General features: G+C 64.4%; 14 protein-coding genes. 13 read left to right on the top strand and 1 reads right to left on the bottom strand.

What is annotated here, in order from left to right; genetic code table 11:
• The first annotated feature begins 583 nt into the window (after positions 1-583).
• From ASC78_RS09550 to ASC78_RS09540, 3 genes are all read left to right on the top strand, one after another.
• On the top strand, positions 584-2,506 hold the full coding sequence (locus tag ASC78_RS09550) for a PrkA family serine protein kinase (protein ID WP_055799881.1): 1,923 nt from the start codon (positions 584-586) through the stop codon (positions 2,504-2,506).
• Positions 2,507-2,570: 64 nt separating this feature from the next.
• Complete coding sequence (locus ASC78_RS09545) at positions 2,571-3,863, top strand: YeaH/YhbH family protein (RefSeq protein WP_055799878.1); 1,293 nt, start codon at positions 2,571-2,573, stop codon at positions 3,861-3,863.
• Entirely contained in the window at positions 3,860-5,395 is a 1,536-nt protein-coding gene (locus tag ASC78_RS09540) for a SpoVR family protein (protein ID WP_055799875.1), read from the top strand. The genes ASC78_RS09545 and ASC78_RS09540 overlap by 4 nt, the downstream gene beginning before the upstream one ends.
• A gap of 34 nt (positions 5,396-5,429) precedes the next feature.
• Here ASC78_RS09540 and aroQ read toward each other — a convergent pair whose 3' ends face one another.
• Entirely contained in the window at positions 5,430-5,870 is a 441-nt protein-coding gene (aroQ, locus tag ASC78_RS09535; RefSeq protein WP_055799873.1) for a type II 3-dehydroquinate dehydratase, read from the bottom strand.
• Between the two features lie 75 nt (positions 5,871-5,945).
• Between aroQ and ASC78_RS09530 the strand changes: the two genes are divergently transcribed.
• The 10 genes from ASC78_RS09530 to ASC78_RS09485 are packed head-to-tail and all read left to right on the top strand — an operon-like array spanning position 5,946 to position 13,117.
• Positions 5,946-6,626: a Rieske (2Fe-2S) protein gene (locus ASC78_RS09530; RefSeq protein WP_055799871.1), complete on the top strand. Its 681-nt coding sequence runs from the start codon at positions 5,946-5,948 to the stop codon at positions 6,624-6,626.
• 17 nt (positions 6,627-6,643) lie between these two features.
• On the top strand, positions 6,644-7,507 hold the full coding sequence (locus tag ASC78_RS09525; protein WP_055799869.1) for an aromatic ring-hydroxylating oxygenase subunit alpha: 864 nt from the start codon (positions 6,644-6,646) through the stop codon (positions 7,505-7,507).
• Entirely contained in the window at positions 7,504-8,142 is a 639-nt protein-coding gene (locus tag ASC78_RS09520) for a glutathione S-transferase family protein (RefSeq protein WP_055799866.1), read from the top strand. Before ASC78_RS09525 ends, ASC78_RS09520 begins: the two co-directional genes overlap by 4 nt.
• A 52-nt stretch (positions 8,143-8,194) precedes the next feature.
• On the top strand, positions 8,195-9,301 hold the full coding sequence (locus ASC78_RS09515; protein WP_055799863.1) for an S-(hydroxymethyl)glutathione dehydrogenase/class III alcohol dehydrogenase: 1,107 nt from the start codon (positions 8,195-8,197) through the stop codon (positions 9,299-9,301).
• A 22-nt stretch (positions 9,302-9,323) separates the two neighbouring features.
• On the top strand, positions 9,324-10,247 hold the full coding sequence (locus ASC78_RS09510; RefSeq protein ID WP_055799859.1) for an alpha/beta fold hydrolase: 924 nt from the start codon (positions 9,324-9,326) through the stop codon (positions 10,245-10,247).
• Positions 10,244-11,119, top strand: coding sequence for an S-formylglutathione hydrolase (gene fghA, locus ASC78_RS09505; protein ID WP_055799856.1), 876 nt, complete (start codon positions 10,244-10,246; stop codon positions 11,117-11,119). Before ASC78_RS09510 ends, fghA begins: the two co-directional genes overlap by 4 nt.
• Positions 11,120-11,165: 46 nt before the next feature.
• A complete protein-coding gene (locus ASC78_RS09500) occupies positions 11,166-11,669 on the top strand; it encodes a GNAT family N-acetyltransferase (RefSeq protein WP_055799853.1) in 504 nt (167 codons plus the stop codon).
• A 21-nt stretch (positions 11,670-11,690) separates the two neighbouring features.
• A complete protein-coding gene (locus ASC78_RS09495; RefSeq protein ID WP_055799850.1) occupies positions 11,691-12,080 on the top strand; it encodes a VOC family protein in 390 nt (129 codons plus the stop codon).
• A 39-nt stretch (positions 12,081-12,119) separates the two neighbouring features.
• A complete protein-coding gene (locus ASC78_RS09490; protein WP_055799847.1) occupies positions 12,120-12,506 on the top strand; it encodes a TfoX/Sxy family protein in 387 nt (128 codons plus the stop codon).
• A complete protein-coding gene (locus ASC78_RS09485) occupies positions 12,503-13,117 on the top strand; it encodes a 3'-5' exonuclease (protein ID WP_055799844.1) in 615 nt (204 codons plus the stop codon). Before ASC78_RS09490 ends, ASC78_RS09485 begins: the two co-directional genes overlap by 4 nt.
• The last annotated feature ends 2 nt before the right edge of the window (positions 13,118-13,119 follow it).

Below are 13,119 nucleotides of genomic sequence, written 5' to 3'. Positions count from 1 at the left end.
CCTGCGCGCACGCGAACGGTGCCCACCGACCTTGTTCGGTGCCTTGCACCATGACGACCCCACCTCGGAACCACGCTGACCACGCCTTGGCGCGCTTTCCCACGCACACATGCGCGAGATGCCCATCAAAAGATGGCGCGGGGATTGCTTTTATATATTTTTGGATTGAGCAATAAACCCAATCGGGATGCGGCGCGTTATTGGTGGTGTAACAGCTTTGAGCCGCTCGATGCTCTTTAGGAGGTGTGTTCGCGGAAAAGATGCAATGACTGCATATGCCGATCGCCATAGGTATTTTCACTGGGCGGAGGGGTCGCGCGAAGTTCGATTGCCGAACCCTGAAATTTAGCTGGAATTGCCAAATGCTGCGGGTTTTTCTCAGGAACTTTACTCGGCACTGTGGTTCTGATTTAACAAAGAATTTTCCGGGTGCACTCTTTGCTTTATGCTGTTTGTGAAGATGTGATTAGGGGAGTTTTCCACGGCTTGCAGCCATGGGCGGGCACACCTTTAAAAAGTTGCGACGCATTGGGGCTGCAGGCTTCCGGGCCAATCAACCCGCAGACCTGATGGAGGCGTGACCATGGATGTGATCAGCAACTTTGCCGCCCGTTACGAGCGCACCCGCGAGGAGGTCCTGTCGCTGCAGGACTACCTGGATATCTGCAAACGCGATCCCACGGCGTATGCCACTGCTTCCGAGCGGATGCTCAAGGCCATCGGCGAGCCCGAGCTGGTCGACACGCGCAACGACTCCCGGCTGTCGCGAATCTTCGCGAACAAGGTCATCAAGATCTACCCGGCGTTCAAGGAGTTCTACGGCATGGAGGACGCCATCGAGCAGGTGGTGTCGTACTTCAGGCATGCCGCACAGGGGCTCGAGGAGAAAAAACAGATCCTCTACCTGCTCGGCCCCGTCGGCGGCGGCAAGAGCTCGATCGCCGAGCGCCTGAAGCAGCTCATGGAGCACGTGCCGTTCTATGCCATCCAGGGTTCGCCGGTCAACGAAACGCCCCTCGGCCTGTTCGACACCGTCGAGGACGGTGAGATCCTCGAAAAGGAATACGGCATCCCCCGCCGTTACCTGAACCGCATTCTTTCCCCCTGGGCCGTCAAGCGGCTCGAGGAGTACGGCGGCGACATCCGCCAGTTCAAGGTGGTCAAGCGCTATCCGTCGGTGCTGCGGCAGATCGCAGTCGCCAAGACCGAGCCCGGCGACGAGAACAACCAGGACATTTCCTCGCTGGTCGGCAAGATCGACATCCGCAAGCTCGAAACCTACGCTCAGGACGACCCGGACGCCTACGCCTATTCGGGTGGCCTGTGCCTGGCCAACCAGGGTCTCTTGGAGTTCGTGGAAATGTTCAAGGCGCCGATCAAGGTGCTGCACCCGCTGCTCACGGCTACGCAGGAGGGCAACTTCAAGGGCACCGAAGGCTTCGGCGCCATTCCGTTCGACGGCATCGTTCTCGCGCACAGCAACGAGAGCGAATGGAAAGCCTTCCGCAACAACAAGAACAACGAGGCTTTCCTCGACCGGATCTACATCGTCAAGGTGCCTTACTGCCTGCGCGCCTCGGAAGAAATCAAGATCTACGAGAAGCTGGTGCGCAACTCGTCGCTCGCCAAGGCGCCGTGCGCACCCGGCACGCTGCGCATGATGGCCCAGCTCTCGGTGCTCACGCGCCTGAAGGAGCCCGAGAACTCCAGCATCTACAGCAAGATGCAGGTGTACGACGGCGAGAACCTGAAAGACACCGACCCCAAGGCCAAGTCGATCCAGGAATACCGCGACTACGCCGGCGTCGACGAAGGCATGAGCGGCGTCTCCACGCGCTTCGCCTTCAAGATCATCTCGAAGGTGTTCAACTTCGACAGCTCCGAGGTGGCCGCCAACCCGGTGCACCTGATGTATGTGCTCGAACAGCAGATCGAGCGCGAGCAGTTTCCGCCGGAAACCGAGCAGAAGTACATCAGCTACATCAAGGAGCTGCTGGCGCCACGCTATGCCGAGTTCATCGGCAAGGAGATCCAGACCGCCTACCTGGAGAGCTACAGCGAATACGGCCAGAACATCTTCGACCGCTACGTCACCTACGCCGACTACTGGATCCAGGACCAGGAGTTCCGCGACGTGGACACCGGCGAAGTGTTCGACCGGGCCTCGCTCAACGCCGAACTCGAGAAGATCGAGCGGCCCGCGGGCATCGGCAACCCGAAGGACTTCCGCAACGAGATCGTCAACTTCGTGCTGCGTGCGCGCGCCGGCAACGCCGGGCGCAACCCGGCCTGGACGAGCTACGAGAAGCTGCGCGCGGTCATCGAGAAGAAGATGTTCTCCAACACCGAGGAACTCCTCCCGGTGATCAGTTTCAACACCAAGAGCAGTGCCGACGAGCAGAAGAAGCACGAGGACTTCGTGACCCGCATGGTCGAAAAGGGCTATACGGCCAAGCAGGTCCGGCTGCTCTGCGAGTGGTACCTCCGGGTGCGCAAGAGTTCATAGCGACAGCTCATAGCGGCGAGGCAGAGGCTTCGCCCCCTTTTTTGCAAGGAGCTTTGACAACATCGTGGCCATCCTGCAGCAGATCATCGACCGCCGGCTTTCGGGCAAGAACAAGTCCATTGGCAACCGCGAGCGCTTTCTCCGGCGCTACAAGGGACAGATCCAGGAGGCCGTGCGGCGAGCGGTCAGCGGGCGCAACATCCGCGAACTGGAGCAAGGTGAAGATGTCACCCTGCCGCGCCACGATGTTTCCGAGCCGGTGTTCGGCCATGCGCGCGGCGGCGACCGCGAATACGTGCACCCGGGCAACCAGGAATACCTCAAGGGCGACCGCATCGCTCGGCCCGAAGGACAGGCCGGCGGTGGCTCGGGCAATGGCGAGGCCGGGGATGGCGGCGAAGGCGAAGACGATTTCGTGTTCCGCCTCACGCGCGAAGAATTCATGCGCGTCTTTTTCGACGACCTTGCGCTGCCGCACCTCATCCGCACGCAGATCGCCGAGGTGCCCGAATGGAAGAGCCACCGGGCGGGCTTCACGAACGACGGCTCGCCCAACAACCTGCACGTGGTGCGCTCGATGCGTGGCGCCCTCGCCCGGCGCATTGCGTTGGGCGGCGAACCGCGCAAGGAGCTCAAACGGCTCGAGGCCCACCTGCTGACGCTGAGGTCGCACCCGCAGGCGGCACAGGGCCTGATCAAAAACGAAATCCGCGAAACCGAAGAGCAAATCGACGAGATTCGCCGCACGATGCGGCATGTGCCCTACATCGACCCGATCGATCTGCGCTACCGCAACCGCGTGAAGACTCCCGTGCCCAGCGCCAAGGCCGTGATGTTCTGCCTCATGGACGTGTCGGGATCGATGGACGAAGCGCGCAAGGACATGGCCAAGCGCTTCTTCATGCTGCTGTACATGTTCCTCACGCGCCACTACGAGAGGATCGACCTCGTGTTCCTGCGCCACCACACGCAGGCGCAGGAAGTGACCGAGGAAGAGTTCTTCCACGCCACGGAAACCGGCGGCACCGTGGTGTCGAGCGCGCTGGTGCTCATGGACGAGATCATCAAGGCGCGCTACCCGAGCGGCGAATGGAACGTCTACGGTGCGCAGGCCAGCGACGGCGACAACTGGCACCAGGACAGCGGCCGCTGCCGCGAGCTGCTGGTCGACCACATCCTGCCGGTGGTGCGCTACTACGCCTATGTGCAGGTCGCCGAAACCGAGCAGAACCTGTGGCAGGAATACGCGCAGCTCGAAGGCATACAGCCCAACTTCGCGATGCGCAAGGTGTCTGACGCACGGGACATCTACCCCGTGTTCCGCGACCTCTTCAAGAAGGAAGGAGTGCCCGCATGACTTCCGAGCACCCTCCCCTCGAACGCCTGGAGCGCCTGCCCAGCCCGTCGGACTGGACCTTCGACCTCATTGAGACCTATCACACCGAGATTGCAAAAACGGCCAGGGGCTTCGGTCTCGACGTGTACCCCAACCAGCTCGAGGTGATCACCGCCGAGCAGATGATGGACGCCTATGCCAGCGTGGGCATGCCCATGATCTACAGGCACTGGTCGTACGGCAAGCAGTTCATCGCCACCGAGAAGAACTACCGCCGCGGCCACATGGGGCTGGCCTACGAGATCGTCATCAACTCCGACCCCTGCATTGCCTACCTGATGGAAGAAAACACCATGGCCATGCAGGCCCTGGTGATCGCCCATGCGGCCTACGGCCACAACAGCTTCTTCAAGGGCAACTACCTGTTCCGGATGTGGACCGACGCGTCCTCGATCATCGACTACCTTGTGTACGCACGCCACTACATCGCCGAATGCGAGGAGCGCCACGGGCTCGATGCGGTCGAGCAGCTGCTCGACTCCTGCCATGCGCTGATGAACTACGGCGTCGACCGCTACCGCCGTCCGCAGAAGCGATCGCTGGCGCGGGAAGGCGCACAGCGCGCCGAACGCGAGCGCCACATGCAGCAGCAGGTCAATGATCTTTGGCGCACGCTGCCGCGCAAGAGCGAGCACGCCGCGGAGGCCGATGCGTCCCGCCGCTTTCCTTCGGAACCGCAGGAGAACCTGCTCTATTTCTTCGAGAAGAATGCGGCGCTGCTGGAGCCCTGGCAGCGCGAGGTGGTGCGCATCGTGCGCAAGATCGCGCAGTATTTCTACCCGCAGCGCCAGACGCAGGTCATGAACGAAGGCTGGGCCACGTTTTGGCACTACACCCTGCTGAACACCATGTACGACCGCGGCCAGCTGGCCGACGGCTTCATGATGGAATGGCTGAGCTCGCACACCGGCGTGATCTTTCAGCCGCCCGTCGGGCACAGGGCCTACAGCGGCATCAACCCCTACGCGCTGGGCTTCTCGATGTTCACCGAGCTGCGGCGCGTCTGCCAGAACCCGACCGAGGAAGACCGCCGCTGGTTCCCCGATTTCGCAGGCACAGACTGGGTCAAGACGCTCGACTACGCCATGCGCAACTTCAAGGACGAGAGCTTTGTCGGCCAGTTTTTGAGCCCGAAGACGATGCGCGATTTCAGGCTGTTCGCGATCCGCGACTACCAGAGCGAGTCCGAACTCGAGGTGTCCGCCATCCACGACGACAGCGGCTATCACGCGCTGCGCGAATCGCTGTCACGCCAATATGACATCGGCAGCAGGGAGCCCGACATCCAGGTGTGGAACGTCAACATGCGCGGCGACCGCGCCCTGACGCTGCGCCACACCCAGCGCAACAACCTACCGCTGCACGACGATGCGGAAGAAGTGCTGAAGCACGTGGCGCGGCTGTGGGGCTTCGACGTTCACCTGGAGAGCGTCGATGCGCAAGGCCACATCACCCGCAGCTGGAAAGCCGCAGCGCCCAAGCAGACCGACTAAATCGCTGCCGGGCTGGCGCGGCGGGTGCCCAGGCTCAGGGCACCAGCGCAGCGATGGCCAGCGCGTAGCCTTTCACGCCAAGGCCCACGATGATGCCGCGCGCCGCCGGCGAGATGTACGAGCGGTGGCGAAACTCCTCGCGGGCGTGCACGTTCGAAATGTGCAGCTCGATCAACGGCACGCTCGCACCCTTGATGGCGTCGTGCAGCGCGATCGAGGTGTGGGTGTAGGCGCCCGGGTTCATCACCACGCCGAGCATGTTACCGGCGGCCACCTCGCGGCCCGCCTCGTGGATCCAGTCGATCAAGACGCCTTCGTGGTTCGACTGGCGGCATTCGATCTCGACACCGTGCTTCGCGCCCGCCTCCGCGCACAGGCGCTCGACGTCGGCCAGTGTGTCGCGCCCGTATTGCTCTGGTTCGCGCGTGCCGAGCAGGTTGAGATTGGGGCCGTTGAGGACGAGTATTTTCTTCATGATGATGGCGGTCGGAGCGAGCCGACATTATGGGCGAGCGCCTTCACGATCACTTGCGATAAGGTAACGCGCAACATGAGCGCAGACAGCAGCATTTCGACCTGGCACCCGGTGGCCCCCTCGGCGGAACTGCGCGCCGGCGCCAACATCGTCGCGGGATTTGCCGAAGGCCGTGAACTCGCGCTCTGGCGCTCGGCCGACGGCACGGCCCAGGCATGGGAGAACCGCTGCCCCCATCGCAGCGTGCGCTTCACGCTGGGGCAAGTGGTGGAAAACCGCCTCGTCTGCGCGTATCACGGCTGGCAGTACGCGGCCGGCAGCGGCCAATGCGCCCGCATTCCCGCGCATCCCGACATGCCGCCGCCGCGCAATGTCTGCGCGAAGGTATTCAGCGCGGTCGAAGCGGCGGGCATGGTCTGGGTCAATCTTGCGGAGGCGGTGCCCGCTGCTCCACCGCCGGACGATGCCGTGCCCATGGGCTGGTCGTTCTGCCAAACACTCACCGTTCGCGCCGATGCAACAGGCGTGCGCGATGCGCTCGCGGCGCGGGGCTTCATGGCGGATGCGTCATCGCACGCCCTGCGCGGCGCACTCGACCGCATCGACACCGTGGCGCTGGTGCTCGACGCCCGATCAGGGCTGGCCTTCATTCACCTCTGGACCAATGCCACGGCCGGCAGCGAAGCGATGAAGTCGCTGCACGTTGCCGCACGCATACTGCGCAGCAATATCGAAGCACGGCAACCTACGGTTTGACAGGGAAAAGGAACGCCATGCCTTTCGTCACCGACGATCCCAACATGCTCGACGATTGGCTGGTCGCCGGACCGGCCGCCGCGCTGGCCGGCGCCTCCGAAGCAGAGCCCCGCGCGGCGCGCCTGCTCGGCGAAACGCTGCAGCTTTGGTGCGATACGTCTGGCAAGCCGCAATGCCGGCTGGGCTCGCAGGCTTTGATCGTCCAGTCGCGCCACGCCTATCTCTGGGTTTGCCCGAGCGGCAAGCCCGTGCGGCCGCTGTTCGACTTTCCGGAACATGGCGAAGCCGGGCGTCGCATCGTCGATTGCGGCGGCATCGGCGTGGCCGTATCGGGGCTGCGCGTGATCGAGAATTTCCTGGACATGGCTCACTTCCCCTTCGTGCATGCCGACATCCTGGGCCAGGTGCCGCACACCGAGGTGGCCAGGTACCAGGTGCAGATCGACCCCGGCACGGGCGAGATATGGGCGACAGACTGTCGCTTCTGGCAACCGCGCGCCTCGGCCGCCCACGAAGGCGGCAGCGAAGTGATTTACAAGTACCGGGTGATGCAGCCGCTCACCGCCATGCTCTACAAGTCGAGCTCGCGCAACGGCGAGCTCGATGCCATCGGACTGTTCCTGCAACCGCTGGACGACGAACACGTGATTGCCCACACGCTGCTGGCCTGCTATGACGACACCTCGACCGATGCCGAGCTCATCGCGTTCCAGCACACCATCTTCGGACAGGACAAGCCGATTCTCGAGAACCACGCGTTCAAGCGCATGCCGCTCGAAGGCCGCGCCGAGACGCCGACGCGCGGCGACACGTCTTCGGTTACCTACCGGCGCTGGCTGCGCGAGCGCGGGATGCGCTTTGGTGTGAGGCAGCCCGAATGATCCGGCTCTACGACTACGCGCTGTCGGGCAACTGTTTCAAGGTGCGGCAGATGCTCGCCTGGCTGGGCCTCGACTACCAGAGCGTGCCGGTCGACTTTCATCCGGGACGCGAACACAAGTCGGCCGCGTTCCTGGCGCGCGTCAACCCGCTCGGGCAGCTGCCGGTGATCGACGACGACGGCTTTGTGCTGCGCGATTCGCAGGCCATCCTCGTCTACCTCGCGAGCAAATACGACACGCAAGCCCGCTGGTACCCAGTCGACCCGCAACTGCGCGGCCAGATCGCGATGTGGTTTGCCACGGCCGACCAGATTACCCGCACGGCGTCGGCGGCGCGGCTGCACGATGCATTCAGCTACGAAACGATAGATATCGAGGCCTGCCGCCGCGGTGCGCATGAGGTCTTTCGGCTGCTGGACGACCATCTGGCCGAGCGCGCGAGCGGCGGGCTCCAATGGCTGGCCGGTCCGCACGCCACCGTGGCCGACCTGGCCTGCTTTCCGTACGTGGCGCTGGCCGGCGAAGGCGGAATATCCCTTGACGAATATCCGGCGTTGCGACGGTGGGTCTGGAACTTTCGACACCTGCCCGGCTTCATCGGAATGTCGGGTATCTTTGCTGCGGCTCCAGCCTGAACGAGGTCTGGGTATCCTTGGCTCTTCCATCCCCTCTTTGCCCAGAAGCCCCATGAAAACCAAAGCTGCCGTCGCCTGGAAATCCGGAGACCCCCTCACCATCGAAACCGTCGATCTCGAGGGCCCGAAGTTCGGCGAGGTACTCGTCGAGATCAAGGCCACCGGCATCTGCCACACCGACTACTACACGCTCTCGGGCGCCGACCCGGAAGGCATCTTCCCGGCCATCCTCGGCCATGAAGGCGCGGGCATCGTGGTCGACGTCGGCCCCGGCGTCACCACGCTCAAGAAGGGCGACCACGTAATTCCGCTCTACACGCCGGAATGCCGCCAGTGCAAATTCTGCCTCTCGCGCAAGACCAACCTCTGCCAGCTGATCCGCGGCACGCAGGGCAAGGGCCTGATGCCCGATGCCACTTCGCGCTTCAGCCTGGACGGCAAGCCGATCTTTCACTACATGGGCACCAGCACGTTCAGCAACTACACGGTCGCACCCGAGATCTCTCTGGCCAAGATCCGCGAGGATGCTCCGTTCGACAAGGTCTGCTACATCGGCTGCGGCGTCACCACGGGCATCGGCGCGGTGATCTTCACGGCCAAGGTGGAGGCCGGCGCCAACGTGGTGGTGTTCGGCCTGGGCGGCATTGGCCTGAACGTGATCCAGGGCGCGAAGATGGTGGGCGCCGACAAGATCATCGGCGTCGACCTGAACCCCGAACGCGAGGCCATGGCGCGCAAGTTCGGCATGACGCACTTCATCAACCCGAAAGACACCGAGAACGTGGTCGATGCCATCGTGCAGCTGACCGACGGCGGCGCAGACTACAGCTTCGAGTGCATCGGCAACACCAAGGTGATGCGCCAGGCGCTCGAATGCACGCACAAGGGCTGGGGCCGCAGCATCATCATCGGCGTGGCCGAGGCCGGTGCGGAAATCAGCACGCGGCCGTTCCAACTGGTCACCGGCCGCAAGTGGGAAGGCTCGGCCTTCGGCGGCGCGCGCGGCCGCACCGACGTGCCGAAGATCGTCGACTGGTACATGGAAGGCAAGATCAACATCGACGACCTGATCACCCACACCATGCCGCTCGAAGACATCAACAAGGGCTTCGACCTCATGAAGCGCGGCGAATCCATCCGCGGCGTGGTTCTGTACTGACCCCCTGAAGAGAACGCCCGCCATGAACCGCATGGAACCCTTGCGCAAGATCGAAGCGGGCGTTCTGGAAGTTGCGTACTTCGAAGCCGGCCCCGCAAACGGCCCGCCCGTGCTGCTGATGCACGGCTTTCCCTACGACATTCACACCTACGCAGACGTGGCACCAATGCTCGCGCAGCAGGGCTGCCGCGTCATCGTGCCCTACCTGCGCGGCTACGGTGCCACGCGCTTCTTGAGCGATGCCACACCGCGGTCGGGCGAACAGGCCGCGCTGGGCGCTGACCTGCTCGCGCTGCTCGATGCACTCGCCATTCCGCGCGCGGTGCTCGCTGGCTACGACTGGGGCGGACGCGCCGCCTGCGTGGTGGCGACGCTGTGGCCCGAGCGCTGCGCGGGACTGGTCTCGCTCAACAGCTACAACATCCAGGACATCGCCAAGGCGATGGAGCCTGACACGCCCGCGAACGAGCACAGCCTCTGGTACCAGTACTACTTTCACAGCGAGCGCGGCCGCGCCGGGCTGGCGAAGGACCGCAAGGCCCTCACCCGCCTGCTGTGGCAGCTTTGGTCGCCAACGTGGAAGTTCGACGACGCCACCTTCCACCGCAGCGCAGCCGCCTTCGACCACCCCGACTTCGTCGACGTGGTAATTCACTCGTACCGGCATCGCTTCGGGCTCGTTGCGGGCGACCCGGCCTACGGCTACATCGAGCGCCGCCTGGCTGCTCAGCCGGCGATTGCCGTGCCCAGCATCACCTTCGATGGCATCGACGACGGGGTGCGCCCGCCCGCCGACGCGTCGGCCCATGCGCACCGCTTCAGCGGGCCGCGCTCGCACCGACTGGTGCCCGGCGTCGGCCACAACTTGCCCCAGGAGGCGCCGCGCATCTTTGCCGACGCCGTGCTCGAACTCGTGCCCGCACTCCACAACGACACCGCCCGATGACCGACATCCTCAAGACCCTTTCCGAGCACCATGCCTTTGGCGGCGTGCAAAGCTTTCACGAGCACATCTCGCACGAAATCGGCCTGCCGATGCGCTTTTCGGTCTACCTGCCACCGCAGGCCGCGAACGAGCGCGTGCCGGCCCTGCTCTACCTCGCGGGGCTGACCTGCAATGAGGAAACCTTCGCGGTAAAGGCCGGCGCACAGCGCATGGCCGCCAGCTTGGGCCTCGCGCTGATCGCGCCCGACACCAGCCCGCGCGGAAGCGCCGTCGAAAGCCTGCCCGGCGCCACCGCCAGCTGGGACTTCGGCATTGGCGCAGGTTTCTACCTCGACGCCACCGAAGCGCCCTGGTCCACCCACTGGCGCATGGAAAGCTGGATCGTGCACGAGCTGCTGCCCTTCGTGGCGCGGCACTTCGCCATCGACGACCAGCGCCTGGGCATCTGCGGCCATTCGATGGGCGGCCACGGCGCGCTCACGCTCGCGCTGCGGCATCCCGGGCGCTTCAAGTCGCTGTCGGCGTTCGCGCCCATCTGCGCGCCCACGCAATGCCCGTGGGGCGAAAAGGCATTCGGCGGCTACCTGGGCGAGCCGGGCGGCGACCGTGCGCAGTGGCTGGCGCACGACGCCAGTGCACTCATGAAATCGCAGACGGCCGCGCCGTACCCGAAGGGCATCCTGATCGACCAGGGCCTGGCCGACAAATTCCTTGCCGAGCAGCTGTACCCGGAAGCCTTCGAGGCCGCCTGCTTTGCCGCCGGCCAGCCGCTCACGCTGCGCCGTCATGCGGGCTACGACCACGGCTACTACTTCATCCAGACCTTCATGGCGGACCACATCGCCCACCACGCCCAATCGCTCAACGGCTGAAAGGCGGATCGACCTCGGCTGGCGGGCGCCGTATCATGGAGCGCATATGTCCGCAGCACAGATTCCTGCCTTCCATTTGCGCTCCCGGGACGGCGCCCCCGAAGAGAACCTGATGCTCGCCGGCATCTGGCGCCGAGCCTGGATCGCGGCCAACCGCAGGGCCACCGTCATCGAGCCGATCACCCATTGGCTGCGCCGCGTTCAAACCGAGTTCGTGCCGCCGGCCGACGTGGTGCTGGCCGAGCGCGAAGGCCAGGTGCTCGCCTTCATGGTGCTGCTGGCGCGGCGCGAGTACGTGGCCCAGCTCTTCGTCGAACCGCATCTGCGCAACCAGGGCCTCGGGCAGGCGCTGCTCGACGAAGCCAGCCTGCGCATGCCGTCCGGCTGGAAGCTGCACGTGGCCACCAGCAACACCGCGGCGCAGCGCTTCTACGAGCGCTACGGCCTGGAGCGCGGCACCATCGACCGGCACCCGTCCAGCGGGCGCGAACGGGTCGCCTACCATTGGTATCCGCCGAGCCCGCCACGGCCGCCGCGACCCATTGGCTGAGCTCTTTCTCCCCCGTTTCTCATGCGCATCGATCACATCGCCCTCTGGACCACCGACCTCGAACGCTGCAAGCGCTTCTACATCGACTACTTCGGCGCCACGGCCGGCGCGGGCTATGTCAATCCGGCGAAGGGTTTCGCATCCTGCTTCCTCAGCCTGGGCGACGGCGCCCGCATCGAAGCCATGACCACCCGCACGCTCTCGCCCGTGCCCGCCGAACCCGGCGCGCAGCGCATGGGCTGGACGCACCTGGCGATCAGCGTGGGTTCCGACGCGGCGGTGGACGCGCTCACGCAGCGCCTCCGGGCCGACGGCTATCCGCTGCTCGACGGACCGCGCCGCACCGGCGACGGTTATTACGAAAGCGTGGTGCTCGACCCCGACGGCAACCGCATCGAGATCACCGCATGAGTCCCCGCTCGGCTGTTCCGCAAATGAGCCGCTCGCGCAATGAGTGAATTCGTAGAAAGCCTGCACGAGATCTTCGAGCGCTTCGGCCGCATCGAGCCGCGCCGCATGTTTGGCGGCCACGGCATCTTTCACGAGGGGCGGATGATCGCGATCGTCATCAAGGACACGCTCTACCTCAAGTCGGACGCCGAGAGCGCCGAGCATTTCGACAAGCAGAACCTGCCGCCCTTCACCTATGAGCGAAACGGCAAGACGATGCCGATGTCGTACCGCCAAGCGCCCGCCGATCTTTTCGAAGACCGCGAAGAAGCCGCGCTCTGGGGCCGCCGCGCCTACGAGACCGCCTTGCGTTCGGGCCAGCCGCCCAAAAAGAAACCCGCTAAAAAGAAAGTCCCCGTGAAGAAAAAGAAAGCAGCCTCCCCTTGAGCGACGACACCACACTCGCGCTGCCACCGCTTCCCGAGCGCGAGCAGATCGCGCTGCTCGACGCCTTCGAGGGCCTTGGCCTGAAAGACATCGTGGTCGTCTCCACGCTGGGCGAGGCCGAGCACGCCGCCGCTGCGCTGTTGTCCGCCGGTGTTGCCGGCTTCGACACCGAATCCAAGCCGACCTTCGCAAAGAACGAAGTGTCCGGCGGCCCGCACGTGGTGCAGTTCTCCACGCGCGAGACGGCCTGGCTCTTTCAGCTGCACCGCACCGAATGCAATCCGGTGGTGGCCACGCTGATTGCGTCGACCGAACTCAGGAAGGTCGGTTTCGGCCTTTCCACTGACCTCACGCTGATACGCAACCGGCTCAACATCGAGCCGAAAGCGGTGTTCGACATCGACAGCGAGTTCCGCCGACGCGGCTACCGCAAGTCGGTGGGCGTGAAGACGGCCGTGGCGCTGGTGTTCAACCGGCGCTTCGTCAAGTCGCGCAAGGCCACCACGTCGAACTGGGCCAACCGGCAACTGACGGAAGCGCAGATCCGCTATGCAGCCAACGACGCTTATGCATCGATCCGCGTGTTCGATGCCCTGTTCGCCCAAGCCTAACG

Source organism: Variovorax sp. Root318D1, assembly GCF_001424835.1.
GTDB lineage: Bacteria > Pseudomonadota > Gammaproteobacteria > Burkholderiales > Burkholderiaceae_C > Variovorax.
The sequence above is the reverse complement of the archived record's forward strand: the minus strand, read 5'-3'. Positions and strand labels throughout refer to the sequence as shown.

Excerpts from the sequence above, each read along its gene's own strand:
- ASC78_RS09550 (WP_055799881.1), top strand. The coding sequence starts at position 584 with ATGGATGTGATCAGCAACTTTGCCGCCCGTTACGAGCGCACCCGCGAG.
- ASC78_RS09540 (WP_055799875.1), top strand. The coding sequence starts at position 3,860 with ATGACTTCCGAGCACCCTCCCCTCGAACGCCTGGAGCGCCTGCCCAGC.
- aroQ (WP_055799873.1), bottom strand. The coding sequence starts at position 5,870 with ATGAAGAAAATACTCGTCCTCAACGGCCCCAATCTCAACCTGCTCGGC.
- ASC78_RS09530 (WP_055799871.1), top strand. The coding sequence starts at position 5,946 with ATGAGCGCAGACAGCAGCATTTCGACCTGGCACCCGGTGGCCCCCTCG.
- ASC78_RS09525 (WP_055799869.1), top strand. The coding sequence starts at position 6,644 with ATGCCTTTCGTCACCGACGATCCCAACATGCTCGACGATTGGCTGGTC.
- ASC78_RS09520 (WP_055799866.1), top strand. The coding sequence starts at position 7,504 with ATGATCCGGCTCTACGACTACGCGCTGTCGGGCAACTGTTTCAAGGTG.
- ASC78_RS09515 (WP_055799863.1), top strand. The coding sequence starts at position 8,195 with ATGAAAACCAAAGCTGCCGTCGCCTGGAAATCCGGAGACCCCCTCACC.
- ASC78_RS09510 (WP_055799859.1), top strand. The coding sequence starts at position 9,324 with ATGAACCGCATGGAACCCTTGCGCAAGATCGAAGCGGGCGTTCTGGAA.
- fghA (WP_055799856.1), top strand. The coding sequence starts at position 10,244 with ATGACCGACATCCTCAAGACCCTTTCCGAGCACCATGCCTTTGGCGGC.
- ASC78_RS09500 (WP_055799853.1), top strand. The coding sequence starts at position 11,166 with ATGTCCGCAGCACAGATTCCTGCCTTCCATTTGCGCTCCCGGGACGGC.
- ASC78_RS09495 (WP_055799850.1), top strand. The coding sequence starts at position 11,691 with ATGCGCATCGATCACATCGCCCTCTGGACCACCGACCTCGAACGCTGC.
- ASC78_RS09490 (WP_055799847.1), top strand. The coding sequence starts at position 12,120 with ATGAGTGAATTCGTAGAAAGCCTGCACGAGATCTTCGAGCGCTTCGGC.